At 71.4% G+C, this 24,119-nt stretch carries 30 protein-coding genes; 13 read left to right on the top strand and 17 right to left on the bottom strand.

Annotated features, from left to right (window positions below; all coding sequences use genetic code 11):
• Positions 1-39 precede the first annotated feature (39 nt).
• Positions 40-594 (top strand): RNA polymerase sigma factor, encoded by a 555-nt coding sequence (locus ACYVAQ_RS17810; protein ID WP_460791781.1) that lies wholly within the window; start codon positions 40-42, stop codon positions 592-594.
• A 3-nt stretch (positions 595-597) separates the two neighbouring features.
• On the opposite strand, the gene ACYVAQ_RS17805 is transcribed toward ACYVAQ_RS17810, so the two are convergent.
• Together ACYVAQ_RS17805 and ACYVAQ_RS17800 are read right to left on the bottom strand one after the other, a co-directional pair.
• Positions 598-1,107 (bottom strand): hypothetical protein, encoded by a 510-nt coding sequence (locus ACYVAQ_RS17805; RefSeq protein ID WP_460791780.1) that lies wholly within the window; start codon positions 1,105-1,107, stop codon positions 598-600.
• A gap of 38 nt (positions 1,108-1,145) precedes the next feature.
• Positions 1,146-1,919: an isoprenyl transferase gene (locus tag ACYVAQ_RS17800; RefSeq protein WP_460791779.1), complete on the bottom strand. Its 774-nt coding sequence runs from the start codon at positions 1,917-1,919 to the stop codon at positions 1,146-1,148.
• A 78-nt stretch (positions 1,920-1,997) separates the two neighbouring features.
• Here ACYVAQ_RS17800 and ACYVAQ_RS17795 point away from each other — a divergent pair, with 78 nt between their 5' ends.
• Together ACYVAQ_RS17795 and trhA are read left to right on the top strand one after the other, a co-directional pair.
• Complete coding sequence (locus tag ACYVAQ_RS17795) at positions 1,998-3,092, top strand: AIM24 family protein (protein ID WP_460791778.1); 1,095 nt, start codon at positions 1,998-2,000, stop codon at positions 3,090-3,092.
• Between the two features lie 10 nt (positions 3,093-3,102).
• Entirely contained in the window at positions 3,103-3,843 is a 741-nt protein-coding gene (trhA, locus tag ACYVAQ_RS17790) for a PAQR family membrane homeostasis protein TrhA (RefSeq protein ID WP_460791777.1), read from the top strand.
• 106 nt (positions 3,844-3,949) lie between these two features.
• Here the strand turns inward: trhA and rlmC are convergent, their stop codons facing one another.
• Positions 3,950-5,071, bottom strand: a complete 1,122-nt coding sequence (gene rlmC, locus ACYVAQ_RS17785; protein WP_460791776.1) for a 23S rRNA (uracil(747)-C(5))-methyltransferase RlmC — start codon at positions 5,069-5,071, stop codon at positions 3,950-3,952.
• 10 nt (positions 5,072-5,081) lie between these two features.
• Positions 5,082-5,951, bottom strand: a complete 870-nt coding sequence (locus ACYVAQ_RS17780; protein ID WP_460791775.1) for a DUF1353 domain-containing protein — start codon at positions 5,949-5,951, stop codon at positions 5,082-5,084.
• Between the two features lie 84 nt (positions 5,952-6,035).
• Here ACYVAQ_RS17780 and ACYVAQ_RS17775 point away from each other — a divergent pair, with 84 nt between their 5' ends.
• Together ACYVAQ_RS17775 and ACYVAQ_RS17770 are read left to right on the top strand one after the other, a co-directional pair.
• Positions 6,036-7,178: a serine hydrolase domain-containing protein gene (locus ACYVAQ_RS17775; protein ID WP_460791774.1), complete on the top strand. Its 1,143-nt coding sequence runs from the start codon at positions 6,036-6,038 to the stop codon at positions 7,176-7,178.
• Positions 7,175-8,485: a flavin-containing monooxygenase gene (locus ACYVAQ_RS17770; RefSeq protein WP_460791773.1), complete on the top strand. Its 1,311-nt coding sequence runs from the start codon at positions 7,175-7,177 to the stop codon at positions 8,483-8,485. Before ACYVAQ_RS17775 ends, ACYVAQ_RS17770 begins: the two co-directional genes overlap by 4 nt.
• Here ACYVAQ_RS17770 and ACYVAQ_RS17765 read toward each other — a convergent pair.
• A complete protein-coding gene (locus ACYVAQ_RS17765; RefSeq protein WP_460791772.1) occupies positions 8,475-10,481 on the bottom strand; it encodes a thioredoxin domain-containing protein in 2,007 nt (668 codons plus the stop codon). The genes ACYVAQ_RS17770 and ACYVAQ_RS17765 overlap by 11 nt on opposite strands.
• Positions 10,482-10,606: 125 nt before the next feature.
• Complete coding sequence (locus ACYVAQ_RS17760) at positions 10,607-10,924, bottom strand: pyridoxamine 5'-phosphate oxidase family protein (RefSeq protein ID WP_460791771.1); 318 nt, start codon at positions 10,922-10,924, stop codon at positions 10,607-10,609.
• 153 nt (positions 10,925-11,077) lie between these two features.
• On the opposite strand from ACYVAQ_RS17760, the gene ACYVAQ_RS17755 reads away from it, so the two are divergent.
• Positions 11,078-11,647 carry a hypothetical protein gene (locus ACYVAQ_RS17755; protein ID WP_460791770.1) on the top strand — a complete coding sequence of 190 codons (570 nt, stop codon included), beginning with the start codon at positions 11,078-11,080 and terminating at the stop codon, positions 11,645-11,647.
• Positions 11,648-11,691: 44 nt separating this feature from the next.
• Here the strand turns inward: ACYVAQ_RS17755 and ACYVAQ_RS17750 are convergent, their stop codons facing one another.
• Positions 11,692-12,057 carry an AraC family ligand binding domain-containing protein gene (locus tag ACYVAQ_RS17750; protein WP_460791769.1) on the bottom strand — a complete coding sequence of 122 codons (366 nt, stop codon included), beginning with the start codon at positions 12,055-12,057 and terminating at the stop codon, positions 11,692-11,694.
• Positions 12,058-12,175: 118 nt separating this feature from the next.
• Between ACYVAQ_RS17750 and ACYVAQ_RS17745 the strand changes: the two genes are divergently transcribed.
• Positions 12,176-13,759 carry an HD domain-containing phosphohydrolase gene (locus ACYVAQ_RS17745; RefSeq protein WP_460791768.1) on the top strand — a complete coding sequence of 528 codons (1,584 nt, stop codon included), beginning with the start codon at positions 12,176-12,178 and terminating at the stop codon, positions 13,757-13,759.
• Here the strand turns inward: ACYVAQ_RS17745 and ACYVAQ_RS17740 are convergent.
• Positions 13,740-14,030 carry a DUF2218 domain-containing protein gene (locus ACYVAQ_RS17740; protein WP_460791767.1) on the bottom strand — a complete coding sequence of 97 codons (291 nt, stop codon included), beginning with the start codon at positions 14,028-14,030 and terminating at the stop codon, positions 13,740-13,742. The genes ACYVAQ_RS17745 and ACYVAQ_RS17740 overlap by 20 nt on opposite strands.
• Before the next feature lie 71 nt (positions 14,031-14,101).
• Here ACYVAQ_RS17740 and ACYVAQ_RS17735 point away from each other — a divergent pair, with 71 nt between their 5' ends.
• A complete protein-coding gene (locus ACYVAQ_RS17735; RefSeq protein WP_460791766.1) occupies positions 14,102-14,428 on the top strand; it encodes a lipopolysaccharide assembly protein LapA domain-containing protein in 327 nt (108 codons plus the stop codon).
• Between the two features lie 6 nt (positions 14,429-14,434).
• On the opposite strand, the gene ACYVAQ_RS17730 is transcribed toward ACYVAQ_RS17735, so the two are convergent.
• Positions 14,435-14,899: a phage tail protein gene (locus ACYVAQ_RS17730; RefSeq protein WP_460791765.1), complete on the bottom strand. Its 465-nt coding sequence runs from the start codon at positions 14,897-14,899 to the stop codon at positions 14,435-14,437.
• Positions 14,900-15,139: 240 nt separating this feature from the next.
• Between ACYVAQ_RS17730 and ACYVAQ_RS17725 the strand changes: the two genes are divergently transcribed.
• Positions 15,140-15,502: a hypothetical protein gene (locus tag ACYVAQ_RS17725; RefSeq protein WP_460791764.1), complete on the top strand. Its 363-nt coding sequence runs from the start codon at positions 15,140-15,142 to the stop codon at positions 15,500-15,502.
• A 5-nt stretch (positions 15,503-15,507) separates the two neighbouring features.
• Here ACYVAQ_RS17725 and ACYVAQ_RS17720 read toward each other — a convergent pair whose 3' ends face one another.
• From ACYVAQ_RS17720 to mca, 4 genes are read right to left on the bottom strand one after another with little or no spacing between them, the layout of a single operon-like run.
• Entirely contained in the window at positions 15,508-15,876 is a 369-nt protein-coding gene (locus ACYVAQ_RS17720) for an MmcQ/YjbR family DNA-binding protein (protein ID WP_460791763.1), read from the bottom strand.
• 41 nt (positions 15,877-15,917) lie between these two features.
• On the bottom strand, positions 15,918-16,565 hold the full coding sequence (locus ACYVAQ_RS17715; protein ID WP_460791762.1) for a LysE family translocator: 648 nt from the start codon (positions 16,563-16,565) through the stop codon (positions 15,918-15,920).
• Between the two features lie 6 nt (positions 16,566-16,571).
• Entirely contained in the window at positions 16,572-16,811 is a 240-nt protein-coding gene (locus ACYVAQ_RS17710) for a hypothetical protein (RefSeq protein WP_460791761.1), read from the bottom strand.
• A 4-nt stretch (positions 16,812-16,815) separates the two neighbouring features.
• Complete coding sequence (mca, locus tag ACYVAQ_RS17705; protein ID WP_460791760.1) at positions 16,816-17,712, bottom strand: mycothiol conjugate amidase Mca; 897 nt, start codon at positions 17,710-17,712, stop codon at positions 16,816-16,818.
• Between the two features lie 41 nt (positions 17,713-17,753).
• Between mca and ACYVAQ_RS17700 the strand changes: the two genes are divergently transcribed.
• The gene (locus ACYVAQ_RS17700; protein ID WP_460791758.1) at positions 17,754-18,167 is read left to right on the top strand and encodes a DUF4307 domain-containing protein; all 414 of its coding nucleotides are present in this window, start codon (positions 17,754-17,756) and stop codon (positions 18,165-18,167) included.
• A gap of 121 nt (positions 18,168-18,288) precedes the next feature.
• Positions 18,289-18,789 carry a transcription elongation factor GreA gene (gene greA, locus ACYVAQ_RS17695; RefSeq protein WP_460791756.1) on the top strand — a complete coding sequence of 167 codons (501 nt, stop codon included), beginning with the start codon at positions 18,289-18,291 and terminating at the stop codon, positions 18,787-18,789.
• Positions 18,790-18,796: 7 nt separating this feature from the next.
• Here the strand turns inward: greA and ilvA are convergent, their stop codons facing one another.
• From ilvA to ACYVAQ_RS17675, 4 genes are read right to left on the bottom strand one after another with little or no spacing between them, the layout of a single operon-like run.
• A complete protein-coding gene (gene ilvA / locus ACYVAQ_RS17690; protein WP_460791755.1) occupies positions 18,797-20,011 on the bottom strand; it encodes a threonine ammonia-lyase in 1,215 nt (404 codons plus the stop codon).
• Entirely contained in the window at positions 20,004-21,296 is a 1,293-nt protein-coding gene (locus tag ACYVAQ_RS17685) for an AI-2E family transporter (protein ID WP_460791753.1), read from the bottom strand. The genes ilvA and ACYVAQ_RS17685 overlap by 8 nt, the downstream gene beginning before the upstream one ends.
• On the bottom strand, positions 21,293-22,465 hold the full coding sequence (locus ACYVAQ_RS17680; RefSeq protein ID WP_460791752.1) for a cystathionine gamma-synthase: 1,173 nt from the start codon (positions 22,463-22,465) through the stop codon (positions 21,293-21,295). The genes ACYVAQ_RS17685 and ACYVAQ_RS17680 overlap by 4 nt, the downstream gene beginning before the upstream one ends.
• A gap of 10 nt (positions 22,466-22,475) precedes the next feature.
• On the bottom strand, positions 22,476-22,925 hold the full coding sequence (locus ACYVAQ_RS17675; protein ID WP_460791751.1) for a hypothetical protein: 450 nt from the start codon (positions 22,923-22,925) through the stop codon (positions 22,476-22,478).
• A gap of 44 nt (positions 22,926-22,969) precedes the next feature.
• On the opposite strand from ACYVAQ_RS17675, the gene msrA reads away from it, so the two are divergent.
• Together msrA and ACYVAQ_RS17665 are read left to right on the top strand one after the other, a co-directional pair.
• Positions 22,970-23,608: a peptide-methionine (S)-S-oxide reductase MsrA gene (gene msrA / locus ACYVAQ_RS17670; RefSeq protein ID WP_460791750.1), complete on the top strand. Its 639-nt coding sequence runs from the start codon at positions 22,970-22,972 to the stop codon at positions 23,606-23,608.
• A complete protein-coding gene (locus ACYVAQ_RS17665; RefSeq protein WP_460791749.1) occupies positions 23,605-24,027 on the top strand; it encodes a hypothetical protein in 423 nt (140 codons plus the stop codon). The genes msrA and ACYVAQ_RS17665 overlap by 4 nt, the downstream gene beginning before the upstream one ends.
• The last annotated feature ends 92 nt before the right edge of the window (positions 24,028-24,119 follow it).

Here is a 24,119-nt window from a genome sequence, read left to right as displayed (position 1 = left end):
AAACCGGTGCATCGCCGACAGGATCTTGGGAGCCCACCGATGGACGCCGCGGAAGTTCCGGACCTCGACGAGCTGGCCGCCCGCGCCGCCGCCGGCGACCGCGAGGCCCTCGAGGACCTGCTCGCCGCGATCCAGCCCCGGGTCCGCCGGATCTGCGGCCGGATGCTGCTCTACCCCGAGGACGCCGAGGAGGCGACCCAGGACGCGCTGCTGCTGGTCGCGACGAAGATCCACACCTTCAGCGGCCGGTCGCGGTTCACCACGTGGCTGCACGCGGTCGCGTCGAACAGCGCCCGCTCGACGTACCGGACCCTGAAGCGGCGTTCCGCCGAGCGCGGGTACGACGAGCTGCCGCAGGCCGCCGATCCGCGCACCACCTCGGTCATCGCGGGTAGCCGGCTCGACCTGCTCGAGGCGCTCGAGGTGCTCGCCGCGACGCACCCGGAGCACGCCGAGGCGCTGGTGCTGCGTGACCTGCAGGACCTGGACTACAACGAGATCGCCCAGCAGATGGGCGTCCCGCTCGGCACGGTCAAGGCGTGGATCCACCGCGGCCGGCAGACCGTGCAGCCGCTGCTGCGCGTCGAGGGCTGACGCTCAGCCCCAGCGGGGCTCGGCGCAGACCTTCTGCGACCAGTGCCACAGCCGCAGCACGCGCAGCGGCGGCCACTGCTTGCACTGGGCCAGGGGCGGGTCGTAGCCGGCCTCTCCCGAGAGGCGGTCGACCCACGCGCCGCCGGCGGTGCGGTGGAGCACGTCGTAGGCGCCCTCGTCGTTGAGCGAGACGGCCGCGCCGCCGTTCGGGTCCGCGGCCACGAGCGCGCCGGCGGCCCACCAGGTCTTCGTGGCCGGGTCGTAGGCGTAGAAGGTGCTGCCGTGCTCGAAGCCCGAGAACGACCTCGGCTTCTGCTGGTGGGTCCTCGTCGCGACGGCGAGCAGCTGGTGGATGACGGCGGCGGTGAGCGGGAGGTTGTGGGCCGGGCCGGCAGGGCTGGTGCCGACGGTGGGCGTGACGGTGGGTGCGGGGTCGGCGGACGTCGTACCCCCGCATCCCGAGACGAGCAGCGGCAGCGCGAGGGCCGCGGCGGCGAGGGCTGGAGTCTTCATGCCCGGTGTGATGTGTGCCGCCTCACCTCGGTTGCAGGTCAGACCCCGTGCCGGCGTTCGCGCTGCGCGTAGGCGCGGATGGCGCGCAGGAAGTCCACGCGCCGGAAGTCGGGCCAGTAGGCCTCGCAGAAGTAGAACTCCGACTTCGCGCTCTGCCACAGCAGGAACCCGCCGAGCCGCTGCTCCCCCGAGGTGCGGATGACGAGGTCCGGGTCGGGCTGGCCCTTGGTGTAGAGGTGGTCGGCGATGTGCTCGACGTCGATCTGCTGGGCGACCTCGTCGATCGACAGGCCCTGCGCCGAGGCCTCGACCAGCAGGGAGCGGACCGCGTCGGCGATCTCGCGGCGTCCGCCGTACCCGACCGCGACGTTGACGATCATCCCGTCGACGTCGCTGGTGCGCTCGGCCGCGTGCTTGAGCCGCTCGGCCATGCCCGGCGGCAGCAGGTCGAGGGCACCGACCGGGTTGAGCCGCCACCGCTGCTGGTCGGCGAGGGAGTCGACCGCGTCGACGATGATCTCCAGCAGCGGCTCGAGCTCGGCCGCCGGGCGGTTGAGGTTGTCGGTGGACAGCAGCCACAGGGTGACGACCTGGATGCCGATCTCGTCGCACCAGGTCAGCAGCGGCTCGATGTTCGCCGCTCCGGCACGGTGGCCGTGGGCGGTGTCGTGGCCGACGGCCTTGGCCCAGCGGCGGTTGCCGTCGAGCATGACCCCGACGTGCTGCGGCAGGTTGTCAGGCATGTGGCGCAGCATCCGTGCCTCGTACGCCGGGTAGAGCACCCTGCGCACGCCACGCTTCCAATCCGCCACCTGCCGATCGTAGCCAGTCCGCGGGCAACTGGCGGGATCGCGCTGCGCCGTCAGCCACCGGGGTGTCACGATGACGCCATGACCCCCGCGAACTGGCACCCCGACCCGACCGGCCGCCACGAGCTGCGCTACTGGGACGGCACGCAGTGGACCGTGCACGTCAGCGACCGCGGTGTCGTCGGCTCGGACCCGCTGGAGGGGCCGCGCGTCCCCGAGCAGCACCAGCAGGCGGACGACGGTGGCGGCGCGACCCAGCTGATCGACACGCAGGGGCTGGGCGCCGGGGGCCAGGAGGCCGCGCGGCCGGTCGAGGAGCGGGCGGAGCAGCAGGCCGACGAGACGCCGGCCGAGGTCGGCACCGACCCGGCGTCGGGCTGGGTCCGGCCGGTCGAGGCCCAGCAGGTCGACGCCCAGCAGGCGGCTCAGCAGGTCGCGGCCCAGCCCGCCGCGGCGCAGCCGCCGGCGTACACGCCCGGGGACCCGAATCTCCAGAACGCCTTCGCCGGCATCTCCGGCGACCTGATCGACGGCCGGTTCTCCGAGGTCAGCGGCACCGGCGCCATGCTGCAGAACAAGAAGCTGCTGCGGGTGCGCATCGACCAGCCGTTCCTGGCCCGGCACGGCTCGATGGTCGCGTACCAGGGGGCGGTCGACTTCGCCTTCCAGGGCAGCGGCGCGGCGCGGTTCCTGAAGAAGGCGTTCACCGGCGAGGGGCTCTCGCTGATGCAGGTCAGCGGGCAGGGCGACGTCTTCCTGGCCGACGAGGCCAAGCACGTGCACGTGCTGCATCTCAACAACAGCGGGCTGTCGGTGAACGGCAAGAACGTGCTCGCGTTCTCGGCGTCGCTGGACTGGAACATCGAGCGGGTCAAGGGCGGCAGCATCGCCGCCGGCGGGCTCTTCAACACCAGCCTGCGCGGCACCGGCTGGGTCGCGATCACGACCGACGGCGAGCCGGTCGTGCTCAACGCGCAGGAGGCGCCGACCTTCGCCGACGCCAACGCGCTGGTCGCGTGGTCGATCCACCTGCAGACCTCGATCCGGTCCACCTTCACCGCCGGCGCGCTGATCGGCCGCGGCTCGGGCGAGGCGTTCCAGGTGGCGTTCCAGGGTCCGGGCTTCGTGATCGTGCAGCCGTCCGAGGGTTCGTCCGTCCCACCGCACACCCACTAGCCTTGGCGCCATGAGCCCAGCGATCCAGCACGCCCGCGAGCGCGCGCACGCGGGTATCGAGCACGCACGACAGGACGTCTCCGACGTCATCGCCGAGGTCAAGCCCAAGCTGCGCGGCTGGTTCCACGCCGCCAGCACGCCGCTCATCATCGCGGCGGGCACGGTCCTCATCACCCTGTCCCCGACGGCGGCCACGCGCGTCGGGTCCTCGCTGTACGTCGCCTCGGCCCTGCTGCTGTTCGGCGTCTCGGCGACGTACCACCGCGGCACCTGGTCCCCGAAGGTCTGGACGATCCTCAACCGCCTGGACCACTCGAACATCTACATCTTCATCGCCGGTTCCTACACACCGTTCGCGATCACGCTCCTCCACGGTGCCGCACGGTGGTGGATGCTCGGCGTCGTCTGGACGGGCGCGCTCATCGGGGTGGCGCTGCAGCTGCTGTGGCCGACCGCGCCGCGCTGGCTGTCGGCTCCCGTCTACATCGCGCTCGGCTGGGCCGCGGTCTTCTTCATCCCCGCCTTCCTCCACGGCGCCCTGGCGTTCGGCGTCGGTGTCGGCGTGGCCATCTTCGTGCTGATCGTGGTCGGCGGAGCGCTCTATACGGTCGGCGGCCTGGTCTACGGGTTCAAGTGGCCCGACCCCAACCCACGGTGGTTCGGTTTCCACGAGGTGTTCCACGGCTTCACGGTGCTCGCGTTCATCGCGCAGTACGTCGGGGTCTCGATGGCCACCTACGCCCTCCGCTGAGGGTGCCGCAGATTTCCCAAGGGATGTAGCGATACCAACGCCTCCCAGGCTCCACAACGCCTGGGAACTGAAGAGTTCGCTGCATCCCTTGCGAAATCTGCAAGGGTCAGCGGCGCTCCAGCAGGACCAGCACCTCGGCGTGCCCCGTCTGCGGGAACATGTCGAAGACCTGTCCCCGCACCACCCGGTAGCCCGCCATCACCCCGAGGTCGCGGGCCAGGGTCTCCGGGTTGCAGCTGGAGTAGAGGACGTGCCGCGGCCCGAGCACCTCGAGATCGGCGGCGAGCGGGCCGAGGCCCCGCCGGGGCGGGTTCACGATGACCAGGTCGGGGGCGGGTCGCCCGGCGGCGTACGCCGTCGCGTCGCCGACCTCGAACCGCAGGCTCCCTGGCAGGCCCGCCTCGTCCCGGGACCGCTCGGCGGACGCGATGGCGTCGGCACTGATCTCGATGCCGACGACGTCGCGTCCGGGCGCGGCCACGTGCAGGGCGAAGCCGCCGACGCCGCAGTAGAGGTCCCACACCGACGTCGGCGCGACGTCGTCCACCCATGCGGCCGCGCGGCGGTAGAGCGCGGCCGCGATCGCGGTGTTGGTCTGGAAGAAGCTGCGCGGGCGCAGGTGCAGGGTCAGCCCACCCACCCGCATCGGCAGCGTGTCGGCCTCGGTCAGCACGACCTCGCGCTCCCCCTCGAGCACCGCCGCGTGGGCGGGCTGGATGTTGAGCGTCACCACCCGTAGCCGCGGCAGCTCGGCGAGCAGGGTCGGCAGGTGCTTGCGGATCCGCGCCTCCGCCTCGGTCGAGCGCAGCACGAAGCGCACCATAAGCTCGCCATCGGGCGACTCGGTGACGAGCAGGTGCTTGAGCTCGCCGCTCCGCTCCGCGATGGAGTACGGCGCCAGCCCGGCCCGCCCGATGAAACCGGCCAGCGCCGGGAACGCCGCCTGCAGGGAGGCCGGGTAGAGGCCACAGTCGCGCAGGTCCACGCCGTCGCCGTCGGGTCCCAGGATGCCGAGCACCGGCGCCTCGGCGGTCCCGGTCACGACCAGCTTGGCCTTGTTCCGGAACCCGCTCGGCAGGCTCGCCTGCGGCGGCAGCCACGCACCGGCGCCGACCACGGCGCGGACCGCGGCGTCCTTGGCGGCCAGCTGGTCGGCGTACGGCTGACCGAGCCACGTGCAGGAGCGACACTCCCCCACGGCGAAGTGCCGGCAGTCGAGGACCGTCACACCTCGAAAACTACTGGGTGACCGTCAGCAGCACGGTGAGCACCGCGGACGCCGCGACCACGACCCCTCCCGCGACGAGGGCGCCGAGCGGCCGGCGCACGGCCAACCACTCCGCTGCCTGGTAGAGCCCGGTGATGGCCGCGAGCAGCACCGTGGCGTGCAGCAGCACCGCGAGCGCGATGCCGGTGACCGCACCCGCGATGGCGAACCGGCCCCAGGTCAGGCCGAGCAGCAGCGGGACCACGATCGCGCCCGCGAGGCCGCCGATCAGCTCGAGCCAGGTCGGGCGGTCGCCCATCCACGGCAGCCAGCTGACCACGTCGAAGAGGTCCAGCGTGGCGATCGCGCCGAGCACGACCACCAGGCCGAGGCTGAGGAGCATCGGCACCAGGTAGCGCAGGTGCTCGCGCCGGCTCCACCGCGCGTCGCCGCTCCAGATGGTGCCGAGCGTGACGGCGGACCAGATCAGCCAGCCGCGCACCGGCCCCACCTGCAGGTCGCGCATGGCGGTGCGCAGGACGCGGTCGGCCTCGACCCGGTCCACGACGTACCCCTCGGTCGAGAGGTACGTCGGCGGCTCGTGCGGCCCGTGCACCAGGCCGTCGTGCAGCAGCGTGGCCGGCAGGTAGCGCCCGGTCTTCGGCACCAGCCAGGTGAACAGCGTCGGGACGGACGTGAGGTCGGTGACGAAGGTGTCGAGGTCGGGCGGGACGAGGAGCTCGCCGTACTGCCGGTCCCGGTAGGCGATCCGCCGCCCCATCCGGAACTGCTCGACACCGCCGTCGTCGATCCGGATCAGCGAGATCCGTGGCTCGCGGGACGGGTCGGGCGGCTCGGTCGGCGTACCGCCGTCGTAGAAGCGGTCACGGTTGGGAGTCACCGGAGGAAGGGGAGCCACCATGGTGGCGACGCTAGACCCGACCATCCCCTTCCGCCGGGTAGAACGTGTTCCTACAGTGGGCGCATGACCGTCCACGGCACCTCCACCTCCGGCTTCGAGCCGCTCCACGACCTGCTCGCCGCGAACCTCGCCGACGGCACCGATCTGGGCGCCTCGCTCGCGGTCGTGCGCGACGGCGAGCTCGTCGTCGACCTGTGGGGAGGGACCGCGACGCCCGGCGTCGAGTGGCAGGAGGACACGATCGTCCAGGTGTGGTCGGTCACCAAGACGATGGCCGCGATCACGGCGCTGGTGCTGGTGGACCGCGGCGTCCTCGACCTCGAGGCGCCCGTGCAGCGCTACTGGCCGGAGTTCCGCGACGACCGGGTGCTCGTGCGGCACGTCCTGTCGCACACCTCGGGCTTCCCCGGGTGGACCGCGCCGCTCACGATCGAGGGCCTGCTCGACCTGCCGTACGCCAACAGCCTGCTGGCCGAGCAGGACGCGTGGTTCGAGCCCGGGTCGGCCTCCGGCTACAACATGGTCTGCTACGGCCACCTCGTCGACGGTCTGGTCCGGGGCGCGACCGGGCAGCCGCTGTCCGACGTGTTCGCCGAGCTCGTCGCCGCACCGCTGGGCGCCGACTTCCACCTCGGGGTGCCCGACGCGGACCTGGCCCGCTGCGCCGACCTCGTGCCGCCGCCTCCCGGCGGGCTCGACCTGGGCGCGCTGCCGCCCGACAACATGCTCATCCCGACCCTGGTGAACCCGGTGCTCGACATGGCCGGCTGCAACACGCCGAAGTGGCGCCGGGTCTCGGTCGCCGGGGCGAACGGCCACGGCAACGCCCGCTCGATCGCCCGGATCCAGTCCGTCGTGTCGCACGGCGGAGAGGTGGACGGCGTACGGCTGCTGTCGAAGGAGACCATCGACCGGATCTTCGAGGAGCAGGCGGACGGGACGGACAAGGTGCTGCTGGTCCCGCTGCGCTGGGGCATCGGCTACGCGCTCCCCCAGCCGCTGTCCGCGCCCGCGGTCCCGGAGGGCCGGGTCTGCTGGTGGACGGGGTACGGCGGTGCGGTGGTCGTCAACGACCTCGACCGCCGCGTCACCGTGGCCTACGCGATGAACCGGATGGTCGACCACTTCACGTCCTCGGAGCGCACCGATACCTACCTGCGCACGGCGTTCGCCTGCCTCGACTCGACGGACGGGGCCGGCGCGTGAAGGTCTGCATCATCGGCGCCGGGTGCTCCGGCATCACGACGGCGAAGCGACTGGCGGAGTTCGGGGTCGACTACGACCAGTTCGAGCTGTCCGACGACGTGGGCGGCAACTGGTACTTCAAGAACCCCAACGGCCGCTCCTCGGTCTACGAGTCGCTGCACATCGACACCTCGACGACCCGGCTGCAGTTCGAGGACTACCCGGCGCCCGCGTCGTACCCGGACTTCCCGCACCACACGCTGATCCACCAGTACTTCCGGGACTACACCGACCACTTCGGCCTGCGCGGCCGGATCGAGTTCGGGGTGGGCGTCGAGCGGGCTCGTCGGGTCGACGGCGGGTGGAGCGTGGAGCTGTCGACCGGCGAGACGCGCGAGTACACCGACCTGGTCGTCGCGAACGGGCACCACTGGAAGCCGCGGCTTCCCGACTGGGCGTCTGATCCCTTCGACGGCGAGGTGCTGCACAGCCACCACTACGTCAACCCCTTCGAGCCGGTCGAGATCCGCGGGAGGACCGTCGTCGTGGTGGGGATGGGCAACTCGGCGATGGACATCGCCTCCGAGCTGTCGTCGCCGTGGATGGCCTCGAAGCTCTACGTCTCCGCGCGGCGCGGGGTCTGGGTGCTGCCGAAGTACCGGAACGGGCAGGCGGCCGACAAGGTGATGGCGCCGCCCGACGTACCCAAGGACGTGGCGCTGGCCGCCAGCCGGCAGCTCATCCGGGAGCTGGTGGGGTCGATGAGCAGCTACGGCCTGCCCGAGCCGGACCACGAGCCGCTGTCGGCCCACCCGTCGGTGAGCGCCGACTTCCTCACCAAGGCGGGTTCCGGCGACATCCACATGCTGCCGGAGATCCGTGGGCTGTCGGGGCGGTCCGTGGAGCTCGTCGACGGCTCGTCGGTCGAGGCGGACGTGGTCATCTGTGCGACCGGCTACTCGATGGAGTTCCCGTTCTTCGACAGGGACGAGACCGACCTGCACCCGGACTCCGACCACCGATACCCGCTGTTCAAGCGGATGATCAAGCCCGGCGTCGACCACCTGTTCTTCATGGGCCTGGCGCAGTCCTCGCCCACCATCGTCAACCTGGCCGAGCAGCAGTCGAAGCTCCTCGCGCGGCTTCTGACCGGGTCCTACGCACTGCCGTCTGTCGCGGAGCAGCTCGAGATCATGGCCACGGACGAGGCCGCCCACCTCGAGCAGTACTACGCCTCGCCGCGGCACACCATCCAGATCGACTTCGGTCGCTACTGCGTCGACCTGATGAAGGAGATCGAGGCCGGGGAGGCCCGGGCTAGGGGTTGATGTCGCCCGCGTCCGTGACCGGGCGCTCGCAGACGAAACCCCGGCAGACGTACGCCGCCGGGCGGCCACCGACCGGCGTACGGCCCTCCAGCAGGGGGATGCCGGTGGGCTCCGGGGCAGTCACGACCACCGCGCCGGGGATCCGGAGCGCACGTGCCTCGAGGGCGTCGCGGTCCGGGCCGGGCTCGCCCACGATCGCCACCTCGATCGGGCCGCCGGACGCCAGCGTGGCCGCGGCGGCCAGGCTCCAGCCCGTGAACCGCGGCGCCCGCTCGGCCAGGGCCGCGACGCTCGCCAGCGCGGCCTCGGCGGCGTCGAGGTAGCGACCGGTGCCGGTGAGCGCGTGGGCCTCGACGAGGGCGTGGACCATCGCCGAGAGACCGCTGGGACTGGCGTTGTCGCCGGGGTCACGGGGCCGGGTCAGCAGCTGCTCGGCGTCGGCGTGGGTGTCGTAGAAACCCCCGTCGCCCGCGGCGAAGCCGCTCAACGCCTCGTCGAGGAGGGCGGTGGCGAGGTCGAGCCAGCGCTGCTCGGCCGTGGCCTGGGCGAGGGCGAGGAAGCCGGACGCCACGCAGCCGTAGTCCTCGAGCACGCCCGCGTGGCTACCGGCGACGCCGTCGCGGGACACTCGGAGCAGCCGAGACCCGGGTTTGTCGCCGTCGAGACCCGGGTTTGTCGCACTCGAGATGTGGACGTCGACCAGCACCTCCGCCGCCGCGCGCGCAGCATCGATCAGGTCGGGGCGGTGGAGACGGCGGCCCGCGTCGCAGAGACCGCTGATCGCGAGGCCGTTCCACGCCGCGACGACCTTGTCGTCGCGGGCGGGGCGCACCCGCTGGGCGCGGGCGTCGAGCAGCCGCGCCTTGACCTCACGGAGCCGGCGCTGCTCGGTGGGGTCGGTCGGGAAGTGCCGCAGCTGGAGGGTGGAGCTGCCGTGCTCGAAGGTCCCTTGCTCCGTGACACCGAACAGCTGGGCCGCCCACTCCCCCTTGGCCTCGCCGAGGGCCTCCTTCAGCTCGGCCCGCGTCCAGGCGTAGAACTTGCCCTCGACCCCCTCGGAGTCGGCGTCGAGCGCGGACGCGAACCCGCCCTCGGCCGTGCGCAGCTCGCGCAGCATCCAGTCGGCGGTCTCCCCCGCGATCCGGTCCCCCTGCTCGGTGCCGAGCCGGGCGTAGAGACCGAGCAGCTGGCCGTTGTCGTAGAGCATCTTCTCGAAATGCGGCACCACCCAGCCGCGGTCCACGGCGTACCGCGCGAAGCCGCCACCGATCTGGTCGTACATCCCGCTCCCGGCCATGGCGGCGGTCGTCCGGGCCAGCATGTGCGTGGCCCGGGAGGCGTGCGGACCGTCGTACCGACGCAGGAACTCCAGCACCATGGTCGGCGGGAACTTGGGCGCGTTCCCGAACCCGCCCGCCATCGGGTCGAAGTCGTCCGCGAGCCGCTCCACCGCCGCGTCCAGCACGGATTGCGTGATCGGCGTCGCCGGCGGCTGCGCCGACTGGGTGAGGTGCGAGCGGATCTGCTCGGTCGCCGCCTGCACGTCGCCCCGCCTGGTCCGCCAGGCGTCGTCGAGCGCCTCGAGGACCTGCATGAACGACGGCGACCCGTGCCGCGGCTGGTCCGGGAAGTAGGTCCCCGCGAAGAAGGGCGCGCCCTCGTGGTCGACAACGACCGTCATCGGCCACCCACCCTGCCCGGTCATGATCTGCGTCGCCTGCATGTAGATCGCGTCGACGTCCGGCCGCTCCTCGCGGTCCACCTTGACGTTGACGAAGTGCTCGTTCATGTACGCCGCCGTCGCCTCGTCCTCGAACGACTCGTGCGCCATGACGTGGCACCAGTGGCAGGCGGCGTACCCGACGGACAGCAGCACAGGGACGTTGCGCTCCTTCGCCTCGGCGAACGACTCAGGCCCCCACTCCCACCAATCCACCGGGTTCTCGGCGTGCTGAAGCAGGTACGGGCTCGTCGCGGATGCGAGACGGTTCGCCATCCCTCCAGCGTAGGAGGCACGACACGGCATCCCGTCGGGGGCGACGTGCCCCCCACCGCTTCACCGAGCCCGGCGCACCGGGAGGCCGGCGGCGAGGTCCCAGCCGGCACCGGTACGCCGCCCCGTCAGCTCCCCCACCGCAGCTGGATCCAGACCTCGTCCTCGCGTCGCACCCACCGGGGCGGCCCAGGAACCCCACGCTCGGCCGCGGAGCGCTCACCGTCGAGCACGCGCTCGCCGCGGCCGCGAGCCACGACCGACCAGCCGTGGGAGCGCTCGTGGTCCACGTGATCGATCTCGAGCAGCAGGGGTACGCCGTCGGCGTACCGATCCACGAGCGAGCCGGGTGAGGTGCGCCCCCAGCATCGGACAGGCCTGGCCCGGCTCCACAGGGTCGAAGGTCCCGCTGGGGGAGGCCTGGACGCGGCGCGATCGACAGCCATCCGGTCTGGACCGGGAACCGTGCGGGCGGTCACATCGCCAAGGTTCGCCCAAGCCGGCGTCCCTACCTTCGGAGAAAGGGCCGTTCCACCGGCCTCTCGGGCTCGACCACTTCCCACCGAGCAACGCCCCCTCTCTCCCAAGGAGGTCCCCCGATGGCCACGACTGGCGTGCCCACCGGCACCAAGCCACCGCACAACAGGCGGCTCCACCTGATCCACCACCCGGCGGCGCACCGCGTCGCCGATCCTTCACGCGAACGGGTCGTCGACCGGCTGCTGGCCGCCGAGGCCAGCGTGCACGCGATGCTGCAGCCGCTCGCCATGCCGGCGATGCGGATGTTCCTCGGCATCATCTTCCTCTGGTTCGGCGTGCTCAAGGTGATGGGTCGTTCGCCGGTCGCCGAGCTCGTCCACCGGACGCTGCCGTGGGCGCCGGAGGGCGTCGTCGTACCGACCCTCGGTGCGGTCGAGCTCGTCCTCGGCGTCGGCCTGGTCACGGGCATCGCCCTGCGCGTGGTGCTGCCGGTGCTCGCCGCACACCTGGCCGGCACGTTCCTCACGTTCGTGATGGTCCCGAGCATCATGTTCCAGCACCGCGACCCGCTGCTGCTGACGGCGGACGGCGAGTTCGTGCTCAAGAACCTGGTGCTGATCTGCGCGGCGGTCGTGCTGCTGACGCATGCAGGGGCGGGTGCGAGGCTGGCTGCCGCTCACGAGGCCTGAGTACGCCGCCCGCTGCCCGACAAGGGCAGCGGGCTCGAGCCGGGTCAGACGCGCATCGCGGCCGCGATGGCGGCTTCGACCTCGGCCAGCTGGTCGGTCGGGCTGAACTCGACGAGCTCGGTGCCCTCCTCCGCCTCGGGTGCGTGCCCGGGCGCCATGTAGAAGGCGTCGCCGGGCCCGAGGACGTCCTCGTGGTCGTCGTACCGGACGACGACGCGGCCCTTGATGACGTAGCCCCAGTGCGGGCAGGTGCACTTGCCGGTCGGTAGCGCGGCCAGCACGGGTGCCAGGTCGTGCGACTGCGTGATGCTCGTGAAGCTGACAGTGAACCCGTCCAGCTGGCTCGAACGGTCGAGCGCGACGCCGTAGTCCACCACTCGCTCTGCGGTGGCGCTGGATGCCTTGGCCATGACTTGCTCCTCTCGTGGATGTCGGATCCTGACCGTACGGAGCGCGACGGTGTCGGCACATGAGGCGATCCCCTCATCTTCGGAGCCGTGGCAGCGGCGATCTCCTACGCTGGAGGACGTGGCAGATCCCCCACGATCCGGTGTGCGGTTGGCCGAGGTCCTCGGTTCGATCTCGCTGGGGATCGACCTCGGTTTCGGCCAGCCGATGGAGCACGTGCTGCGCCAGTGCCGGATCGCGATGCGCCTGTGCGACCTGCTCGGCGTCGACGACAAGACCCGAGCCGCCGCGTACTACAGCGCCCTTCTGGTCAACGTCGGCTGCCACACGGACGCCCACGAGCAGGCGCAGTGGTTCGGCGACGACATCGCGTTCAAGGCGACGAAGTACGACGACGCGGACGGCAGGCTCGAGGAGGTCGTGGGCCTGCTCCGGATGCTGGGCGCCGGAGCGCCGCCACTGCATCGCCTCCGGGTCGCGTGCGCCTTCGTTCTCGGCGGTCACCGGGACGTGGAGGCCATGGTCGCCGGACACGCCCGGCTGGCTCGCGCCCTGGCCGACGAGCTCGGTCTCGACGGGGCGGTGCTGGACGCGCTCGGGGCCTCCTACGAGCGCTGGGACGGGAAGGGCTGGCCGGGCGAGGTAGCGGGATCGCGGATCCCGCTGGCGTCCCGGGTGGTCCAGCTCGCCGAGTATGCCGAGGTCGCGCACCGGGAACGCGGCGTCGACGCGGCCGTCGCCCTCGCCGCACGAGGGGCGGCCACGCAGTTCGATCCGGACGTCGCGGCATGCTTGTGCGCGGACCCGGAGAAGGTCTTCGCCGGGCTCGACGAGGTCGGCTCCTGGGGCGCTGTGCTCGACGAGGACCCAGGGCTGCACCTGCTGTCCGACGACGAGCTCGACCAGGCGCTCGCAGCGATCGGCCGGTACGTCGACCTGAAGACCCCGTGCACGGCGGGGCACTCCGACGCGGTGGCAGCCCTCGTGTCGGCGGCTGCGTCCCACCTCGGTCTCGCTGCCGTCGACCGGAGAAACCTGCACCGCGCCGCGCTCACCGCCGGCTACGGCCGGCTCGGGGTCTCGAACGCGATCTGGGACAAGCCCGGGCCGCTCACCGTGGCCGATTGGGAACGGGTGCGGCTCGCGCCGCAGCTGGCGGAGCAGATGCTCCGGCAATCCCCGTCACTGACACCCGTGGCCCGGATCGTCGCGCACGTCCGCGAGCGCCTCGACGGATCGGGTTACCCGCTCGGCGTCGACGGTGCCGCGATCTCACCAGCAGCCCGGCTCCTCGCGGTCGCCGAGACCTACCAGACCAAGATCGAACCGCGACCGCACCGCGGCGCGCTGACGTCGGCGGACGCCGCCCACGTGCTGAGGACCGAAGCCCGGCTCGGGCGCCTCGACGCCAGCGCCGTCGAGGCGGTGCTCGCCGCCGCTGGTCAGCCGACCGGGCGCCGCCGTACCCACGTCGCAGCCCTCACGAGCAGGGAGGTCGAGGTGCTCCGACTCGCCGCCAGCGGGATGTCGAACCGGCAGATCGCGCAGCAGCTGACGATCACACCGAAGACCGTGGGCAACCACATCGAGCACATCTACACCAAGATCGGCGAGACGAGCCGGGCCGGTGCGGCGCTGTTCGCCATGCGCCACGGCCTCTTCGCCGCCGGCGAGCCCGGAGAGATCAGACAGCGTCCCAGGTGACGTGCAGCTCGTCGCGCTGCCCGAACCGCTCGAGGTGCTCGGCGACCACCTGCGCGAAGCGGTCGGCGTCACCGTCGGCCGGAACCTCGACGACGATGTCGAGCGCACCGTCGGCGGGCGTGAGCCGGACGACCTGGCCGCTCTCGAACCGGATGACGGTGACGCCGTCCTCGACGTCGGCGCTGCCCTTGCGCGCCCAGTGCCCGGCGAGCTGCTTGGCGTAGCGCTCCGGTCGGTCGGTCGGCATGGTGCCGTGGCGGGTGTCGCTCATGGGTCCATCCTGCCCGGTGCCGGCTGCTCCCGCTGTTAGCCTCCGAGCAACCGGCCAGGGAGGAGCCCACCATGACCGATCGGACCCCGGAGCAGCACGAGCACGCTCACGACCCGCTGCGCAGCTCGTGGACCAGCAAGACCTGGACCGCCGTCGTCGGCCTGGCCGTGCTGCTGGTCCTGTTGATCATCTTCATCGCGCAGAACACTCGCGCGGTCGCCGTGCGGTTCCTCGGGTGGACCTGGCACCCGCCGTTGGCCGTCGCCCTCCTGGCCGCCGTCGCGGCGGGGCTGCTCATCGCGGTCTGCGCGGGCACGCTCCGCATCCTGCAGCTGCGTCGGCGGGTCCGGCGTACCAAGCGCGCCGGGAAGCACGAGCCGGACCCGACCGACGACTGAGCGGCGTCAGTACTCGCCCTTGATGACGAAGAAGGTGCCGCGGATCTCGCCGGCGAGCTTCGACTTCTGACGGGCGAACTTGAACTTCTCGGCGAGCTCGGCGGGGACCTCCATGCCCTGGGAGAGCTTGAAGCCCACGGCGCGCTTGCCGCCGTCCTCGATCGTGTAGAGCACGTTGACGACGAGGCCCGACTCGTAGATGACGTAGGGCCACTTGATGCCCTCCACCGCGATGTCGGCCACCTCGAGGGGCGTCGACTCGATGACGATGTCGCGCTCCTCCTTGAGGATCCGCTCGATCCAGGCCAGCAGCTCGGGCGCCTCGGTGGCCGGCACGGTCGTGAAGGTGAGGTCGTACTTGTTCTTGAAGTAGCGCGCCTCGTTGGCACGCAGTCCGGCGAGGGCCTCCGCGACCGGAGAGGACTCCAGCCCGGTCGTCGAGACGTTCACGAAGTCGACTTCGTAGGACATGAGGTGCTCCTTGAGGTGGATCGGATGCGTTCGTCGGCTCGACGTCGGCGGGCACGTGGATGTGACACGAAGCGTCGCACGCCGTCCCACGCGTCACACGAAGGGCGCGGATCCGTCCACAGCCACGGCGTCGCGGCGCATCCTCCACAGGCGGTACGGCGGCCCGCCGGCCGCTGTCGGGCGCGCTTCCTAGCGTGCGAGGTGCCGGATGGTCCGGCGTACGTCACTCGGGAGGCAGCCATGCTCCGCTCCACCACGTCCCTCCGTCCGCTCCGGGCCCTTCTCCTCGCCCTGGCGACACTCGTCGCCGGCCTGGCGCTCGGCGTCGGCCTCTCTCCCTCGCTCGGCGACACGGTCCGGGCGCCGCGGGTCAGCGGGCTCACCATCGTCGACATCCGCGGGGACGCCGCCAACGGCTTCGACGTCCACCACCTCAACGGCACGATCGACTACACCGAGACGATCTCCGAGGCGCTCGCCGAGTGCCAGGGCTACGACACGGTGCGCGCCCGGGCACGGTGCCGCGGCCACCTCTCGACCTGGTACGCCGACCTCGGGAAGCAGCAGCAGACGATCCGCTACTACCAGCGACTCCTCGACTGAGCCCGTCAGGCAGGGCGATCGACGAGCGCCACCAGCTTCGCCGGCGCCTGCAGGCAGTAGGAGTCGGTCAGCAGCTCGCCGACCTCGACCCAGTCCGTGGCGTCGTCGAGCAGCAGGCCGACGACGTTGCCGCCCCACTCGGTCTTGAAGTAGGGGTCGCCGAGGTGTGCGAACGCCATCACCTCCTCGGGCTCGGCGCGGAAGATCACCCGGAACAGCTGGTCCTCCCCGCCGAAGACATGGGCGATCGTCGCGGCCCCGACCCGCCAGCGCAGGCCGACCCAGGCCGACTCCTCGCGCACCTGCGGGAGCGGATCGAGCACCGCGCGGATCCGCTCGACCATCTCGAGGGGGACGTCGGGACGCTGGGCCACGGGCTCAACCTGTCACACGCCGCCGACAGCGGCGAGCGCGCTCAGTGGCTCGGCTGGCCGGTGACGGCGAGGCCCACGCCGAGGCCGATCATCGACGTACCGCCGACCGCGCCGAGGCGCTGGACCCGCTTCGGGGAGCTGGCGAACCAGTGGCGGGCGCGACCGGCCACCAGGGCCCAGATCGAGTCGCTGAGCAGGCCGATCACGATCGCGATCCAGCCGAGCATCAGCATCTGCTGGGCCGCGGGCGGCGCGCCGGCCGACCGGTCCACGAAGGGAGGCAGCAGGGCCGCGTAGATCATGAAGCCCTTCGGGTTGGTGACCCCGACGACGAAGCCCTGCCGGGCGGCCCGCAACGGCGTCATCGGGCCACGCACGCCGACCGCGGTCAGCTCGACCTGCGTGCGGTGCCGCCAGGCCTGGATGCCCAGGTAGACCAGGTACGCCGCTCCGATCAGCTTGATGGTCATGAAGACCGCGTCCGAGGTCGCGACGACGGCGCCGAGGCCGCCTACGACCAGGCACATGATGACGGTCAGGCCGGTGGTGTTCCCGGCGACGGTCGCCAGTGCGACCCGCGGCCCGTAGCTGATGGCCCGACCGATCGCGAAGGGCACGCTCGGCCCGGGGATGACGATGATGATGAACGCGGCCAGCCCGAAGCCGACCAGCTGGTCGAGGCTGACCATCGCGGCCTACGCCTCGGCGTCGTGGGTCTCGGGCTCCTGGACGTCCGCGTCGCGGTCCACCGGCTCGTCGCCGAAGACGCCCGCGTCCTTGGCCTTCTGGGCCTTCTTCAGCTGCTTGGTGAAGCTCCAGCAGATGAGCACCGTCATGAGGATCAGGAACGCGAACATGGCCGCACCCCAGGGGCCGGCGACGACCGAGTTGTCCGGCGGCGGGCTCGGCGGGGTGGTGGCGGTCAAGGCGTACACGTCGTCATTCTCCCACTTCGGCGGTGACTCCGGCGAAGAGGTCGTCCTCCGGGGTCTCGGTCGGGACGTGGCTGGTGACCAGCTCGTAGTCCTCGGTCGGCCAGACCTTCTCCTGGATCTCCCGCGGCACGGCGAACCAGAAGCCGTCCGGGTCGATCTGGGTCGCGTGCGCGAGCAGCGCCTGGTCGCGGACACCGAAGTACTCCGAGCACGGCACCTTGGTCGTGATCCGGGCGTCCCAGGCAGGGTCCGGCTTCCACTCCTTGAGCCGCTCCTCCCAGGGCGACTCGAGCCCGTGCTCGACCATGGCGTCGTGCAGCGCCTGCATCCGCGGGCGGTTGAAGCCGTGGTGGTAGTACAGCTTCTGGGTCTGCCAGACGGGCCCGAGCTCCGGTTCGTACGCCGGGTCGGCGGCCTTCTCGAAGGCGTACACCGACACCTCGTGGCACTTGATGTGGTCGGGGTGCGGGTAGCCCCCGTTCTCGTCGTACGTCGTCATGACGTGCGGCTGGAAGCTGCGCACCAGCCGGATCAGCGGGCGGGCCGCCTCCTCCACCGGCACCAGGCCGAAGCAGCCCTCCGGCAACGGGGGCTTGTTGCCGTCCTCGTCCGGCTCGGGCCAACCGGAGTCGACGAAGCCCAGCCAGTCCTGGGTGACGCCGAGGATGTCGCGGGCGCGCTCCATCTCCTGGCGCCGGATCTCGTGGATGTTCTCCAGGATCCCGGGCCGGTCCATCTTCGGGTTCAGGATCGATCCCCGCTCACCGCCGGTGCAGGTGACGACGTGCACGTCGACCCCCTCGGCGACGTACTTCGCCGTCGACGCCGCGCCCTTGCTGGACTCGTCGTCGGGATGGGCGTGCACGTGCATCAGACGCAGGCCGGAACGGTCGGTGGGCATGCGCAAAACAGTAGTGCCGGAGGGCATGTCACCATGAACCCGTGAGCAGCACGCCCGATTCCCTGGCTCAGCGCTACGGCAGGCCGTCGGGCACCAGCCGCCTCGTCGTGGCGGTCGTCGTGGGCCTGCTCCTCATCGCGCTGGTCGCGTGGCTGGTCTGGGCGATCGCCGGCAACGCCGACCCCGCCGTCTCCTCCCAGGAGGGCCCGAAGGGCCACAGCCAGCACCAGGCGTGGATCAAGTACCAGGTCAAGTACGGCGACGGACCCGTCGACGCCACGTGCACGGTCCGGGCACTGGCCGGCGACGGCGAGGAGGTCGGGCGCACCAGCGTCAACCCGCCGCGCGACGCCAACCCCGACACGCTCTACACGATCACCTTCCGCACCACCCGCGAAGCCGACTCGATCGAGTGGCTGGGGTGCACCGCACCGGGGCAGCCCCGCCCCCATTGACCTGCGTCCGCACGGCCTCCGATGTAGACTGAGATTTCCGCCGCCCGAGGGACAGCCCCGGGCGGTGATCCTTTAGTGGCACGGCATCGGCCGTGCGAAGCACCGAATGCAGGAGGCCCCGATGACGCAGACCGAGCACGGCAAGGTCGCGCTGACGCAGGACGCCTACGACAAGCTGAAGGCGGAGCTGGAGCACCTCAAGGGCCCCCGTCGCGCCGAGATCGTCGCCGAGATCAGCGCCGCCCGCGACGAGGGCGACCTCAAGGAGAACGGCGGCTATCACGCCGCCCGCGAGGAGCAGGGCAAGAACGAGGGCCGGATCGCCCAGCTGCAGGAGATGCTGGAGCGCGCCGAGATCGTCGCCCCGCCGGCCGACGACGGCGTCGTCGAGCCCGGCATGGTCGTCACCTACAAGTTCGAGGGCGACGACGATGACGAGGCCGAGACGTTCCTGCTGATCGGTGCCCGCGAGGGCGCCCCGTCCGACATCGCGGTCTACACCCCGGAGGCGCCGCTCGGCGCGGCCATCAACGGCCGCAGCAAGGGCGAGACCGTCTCCTACGAGGTGAACGGCAAGACCCAGACGGTCATCATCCTCGACGCCAAGCCCTACGGTTCCTGATCAGCAGCTACTGATCCACCACGAAGCCGTGCTCGCGCACCCGCGCGAGCACGGCTTCGGCATGTTCCGGCCCCCGCGTCTCGAGCTGCAGGTGGACGACGACCTCACCGACGTGCAGCGTCGGTGAGACCCGCTCGTGGGCGACCTCGAGCACGTTCGCGCCGGCGTCGGCGATCTCGCGGAGCAGCCCCACGAGCCCGCCCGGTACGTCGGGGATGTGCACGTCGACGCTGAGGTACCGGCCCGCGGCGGCCATGCCGTGCTGGATCACCTTGCCGAGCAGCAGCGGGTCGATGTTCCCGCCGGACAACACCACGACGACCGGACCGGGCAGCCGCTCCCCCGCGGCGAGCAGGTCGGCGAACCCGGCCGCGGCCGCGGCACCGGCCGCCTCCACGACCAGCTTCTCGCGCTCGACCAGCGCGAGGACGCCGCGCGACAGCGACTCCTCGGAGACGGTGCGGATCTCGTCGACGTACTCCTCGACGAGCGGGAGGGTGAACTCCCCCGGTCGGCCCACGGCGATGCCGTCGGCCATCGTCGACATCCGCTCGAGGCGGATCGGGTGACCGGCAGCCAGCGACGGCGGGATGGCGGCCGCACCCGCGGCCTGGACGCCGATGACGCGCGTGCCAGGACGGCGGCCCTTCACCGCGACAGCCACGCCCGCCAGCAGGCCGGCTCCTCCTGCCGGCACCAGGACGGTCTCGACGTCGGGGCACTGCTCGACGACCTCGAGGCCGAGCGTGCCTTGCCCGGCGACGATGTCGGCGTGGTCGAAGGGGTGGATCAGCGTCGCGCCCGTCTCGTCGGCCCGCGCCTGGGCGAGCGCGAGGCAATCCTCGAGGGTGGGTCCGCCGAAGACGATGTCGGCGCCGTACGCCCGCGTGGCCCGCTCCTTCGGCAGCGGTGCGCCGTCGGGCATGAAGACCGTGGCCGGGATGCCGTGCTGCTGCGCGGCGAGCGCGACGCCCTGCGCGTGGTTGCCGGCCGAGGCGGCGACCACCCCGCGCTCGCGGACCTCCGGGGCCAGCTGGGCGATGCGGACGGCTGCGCCGCGAACCTTGAAGGAGCCAGTGCGCTGGAGGTTCTCGCACTTGAGCCACACCGGTACGCCGGCGAGCTGGCTCAGCCAACGCGACTCGTGCAGCGGCGTACGGACGGCGACGGAGTCGACCAGCGGGCGGACCGCCTCGATGTCGGCCAGGCCGAAGTCAGGCATCGGGAGCTCCCTCCGGGACGGGTTCGGGATCGGTCGCGACCTCGGCCAGCGCGGCGAGGTGGAGGACGACGGCGTTCCCCGCGGCCGCGAGGGGTACGGCGACCAGGGCGCCCGCGACGCCGGCGACGAGCACCCCGCTGGCGATCGCCACGATCACGCCGAGCGGGTGCAAGGACACCCAGCGGCCCATCAGGAACGGCTGGAGCACGTGGCCCTCCAGCTGCTGGACGCCGATCACGACGGCGAGCATCAGCGCAGCGGTCACCGGGCCGCGATCGACCAGGGCGACGAGCACGGCCACCGTGCCGGCGATCGTGGCGCCGATCATCGGGACGAACGCGCCGAGGAACACCAGTACACCGATCGCCAGCACGAACGGCACCCTGAGGATGCCCGCGCCGATCGCCACCCCCAGGGCGTCGACGAGGGCCACGATGACCGTGGCGCGCACGAACTGCACGAGGGACAGCCAGGCGACCTGCCCGGAGCTGTCGACCCGTGCGCGGGCCGCCCGCGGGGCGAGGCGGACGAGCCAGGCCCAGATCTGCCGGCCGTCGGCGAGGAAGAAGTACGTCGCGAACAGGGTGATGAAGAAGGCCGCGAGCACGTGGCCGAGGGCCGAGCCGAGCTCGGTCACCCGGCCGAGGACCTGACCGCCCTCGGACTGCTTGGTGATCGCGTCCTGGGCCTTCTGGATCCAGTCGTTGATCTGGCTGTCGCTCGCGTGCAACGGCCCGGTCTGCAGCCAGCTGCGGATCTCGCCGAGACCCTTGACCGTCGAGTCGGCCAGGTCGTTGGCCCCGTTGGCGACCTGCTGGCCCGCGAAGGTCAGCAGCGCGACGACCGTCGCGATGCCGAGGACGACGACCACCAGCGACGCGAGCCCGCGGGGCACCCGGAGCCGCTCCAGGTGGGCCACCGAGGGCGCGGCCAGGGCGCTGACCAGCAGCGCGACGGCGATCGGCACGGTCACGACCGCGAAGAACGCGAGCAGGCGCAGCAGCACGTAGAGCGCGCCGCCGATGAGCAGCAGCCGCCAGGCCCAGCTGGCGGCCAGGTCGAGGCCGTGCGGCACCTCGGCACGGCGCAGGTCCGAGGGACCGGTCGTGATCCGGATCTCCTCGCGCTCACGCTCACGCTGGTGCCACAGCTGCGCGAAGCGGCGGATCAGGTCCCGCTCCCGGCGGTCGCCCGGCTGCTCGGGGTCGGCCCGCTCCTCGGTCTGCTCCTCGGCCTCCTCCCCCGGCGGCGCCGGCGGCGGCTCCTCCGGATCGGCCTCGGTCATCCCAGGGCCTGCTCGAGGTCGGCCACCAGGTCGTCCGCGGTCTCGATGCCGACGCTGAGCCGCACCAGGTCGGCGGGCACCTCGAGCTCGGTGCCGGCGACGCTGGCGTGCGTCATCCGGCCGGGGTGCTCGATCAGGGACTCGACACCGCCCAGGGACTCACCGAGCGTGAACACCTTGGTCGCGGCGCAGACCGCGAGCGCCTTCTCCTCGCCGCCGCGGACACGGAAGGACACCATCCCTCCGAACCGCTTCATCTGCCGCTGCGCGAGTTCGTGGCCGGGATGCGTCTCCAGCCCCGGGTAGATGACCTCACCGACGGCCGGGTGCGAGCAGAGGAAGTCGACGACGCGCTCGGCGTTGTCGCAGTGCCGCTCCATCCGCAGCGCGAGCGTCTTCAGTCCGCGCAGCGTGAGCCAGGAGTCGAACGGGCCGGCCACCGCGCCGATCGCGTTCTGGTGGTAGCCGAGCTTCGCCGCGATGTCGTCGTCGTCCGTGACGAGGGCGCCACCCACCACGTCGGAGTGGCCGCCGGCGTACTTCGTCGTGGAGTGGACGACGATGTCGGCGCCGAGCGCCAGGGGCTGCTGGAGGTACGACGACGCGAAGGTGTTGTCCACGACGAGCAGCGCCCCCGCGGCGTGGGCGATCTCGGCGATGCCGGCGATATCCGCGATGTTGAGCACCGGGTTCGTCGGCGTCTCGAGCCAGACGAGCTTGGTGCGGCCCGGGCGGATCGCCTCGGCGACCGCGGCGACGTCGGTGATGTCGGCCGGGCTGTGCTCGATCCCCCAGGCCTGCTCGACCTTGTCGAAGAGGCGGAAGGTCCCGCCGTACGCGTCGTTCGGAAGCACCACGTGGTCGCCGGGCGTGCACAGCGAGCGCACGAGGGTGTCTTCGGCCGCCAGCCCGGAGGCGAACGCGAAGCCGTGCGCTCCACCCTCCAGGGAGGCGAGCGTGGACTCCAGGGCGGTGCGCGTCGGGTTGGCCGAGCGGCTGTACTCGTAGCCGTTGCGCAGGCCGCCGACGCCGTCCTGGGCGTAGGTCGAGGTGGCGTAGATCGGCGGGATCACCGCACCGGTCGTGGGGTCCGGCTCGTATCCGGCGTGGATCGCGCGGGTCTCGAAACCGGCGTCGTCGAAGTCATGGGAGAGGTCGCGATCGCTCACCCCGGCGAGCCTACTCAGGTCGGGTTGCCGGGCGCGTGCCCCAGCGCCCGGAGATGCCCGCGCCGATGAGCAGCACGGCGGCGAGCGGCAGCTCGTACGGCGCCGCCTCGAACCACAGGTGGGTCGAGGGCAGCCGCACCATCGCGTGCAGGAAGCCCTCGTTGTCGAGGACGAACCAGGCGAAGGGGGCCACGCCGTACAGGACCCCGGCGACGACCGGACCCAGCCCCGAGATGCGACCGCAGGCCGCGACGAGGAGGAGCAGCACGCACGCCGTACCGATGAGGGCGACGTCCTCGATCGTGTCGCTCCTGCCGATCGCGACGAGGACGTTGACGCGGCGCATGTAGTCGTCCGCACCGTAGTCGAGGACGGCGAGCGCGACCGGGGTCAGGACCAGGCAGACACCGAGGCTGACGAGGTGCCGCAGCCCCATCGGCAGGTCCCGCCATCGCCTCATGTCTCCACCATGCCAGCACTTGCGCGCGCGGGGAGAATGGAGGGGTGTTCGCCTCCCGCAAGACCCAGATGATCGATGCCCCGGACGCGCTGCCGGGCCGCTCCACCTACCCGTTCCCGCTGCCCGCGGAGAACATCGTGCTGCACACGCCCCTCGTCACCGACGAGGTCCCGGACGGGCTGGAGGTCGCCGAGTTCGGCCTCGGCTGCTTCTGGGGCGCCGAGGAGATCTTCTGGCAGAAGCCGGGCGTCTGGTCGACGTCGGTCGGGTACGCCGGCGGCTTCACCCCGCACCCGACGTACGAGGAGGTCTGCACGGGCCGCACCGGCCACACCGAGTCCGTGCGCGTCGTCTTCGACCCCGCCGTCGTCTCGTACGCCGACCTCGTCAAGCAGTTCTTCGAGGTCCACGACCCCACCCAGGGCATGCGCCAGGGCAACGACATCGGCACCCAGTACCGCTCCGCCATCTTCTTCCACTCCCCCGAGCAGGAGCAGACCGCGCGCGAGCTGACCAAGATCTACGGCGACGAGATCGCCCGTCGCGGGTACGGCGAGATCACCACCGAGATCACCCCCGCCGGCGAGTACTTCTACGCCGAGCCCGTGCACCAGCAGTACCTGCACAAGAACCCGCACGGCTACCGCTGCCACGCCAACACCGGGATCCCGTTCCCAGCGTGAGCAACGAAGGCGGCACAAGCGCGGGCTCGGGCGAGTGGCGCAAGGCGCTCCTCGGAAGTCAGATCGAGTTCGCACAATCCCGGTTGAGGAAGACGGGCAACCTCGCGCCTTTCGGCGCGAAGGCTGTAGCCCCCGAAGGCGAGATCGTGCTGATCGCGGCGGATGCCACCCTGACAGCAAACGAGCAACTCGACGTGATGCTCGAAGGCGTCCGAGAAGAGCGCGACCGGCTACTTGGCGCAGCATTCACCTGCGACGTGCGGCTGACCGACGGCTCGGACGCAATCCGGATCCAGTACGAGGACTCGTCGGGCCAAGCACGACAGATGCTCATCCCATACCGCCGTACTCGACTCCCCAGGAGTCTGACTCTGATGAAGCAACAGTGGAGTCCAGCAGAGTGGTGTACGAGGGCCTGAGTGAGCGCGTGCCTGCAACGTAGGCGCGGCCACCAGGTGGATCCTTCGAGTGATCTCTCACAACCGACTCGAAGAAGGACACCTTGATGACC

The organism is Nocardioides maradonensis (assembly GCF_054777115.1).
This window is presented reverse-complemented; position numbering and strand designations above follow the sequence as displayed.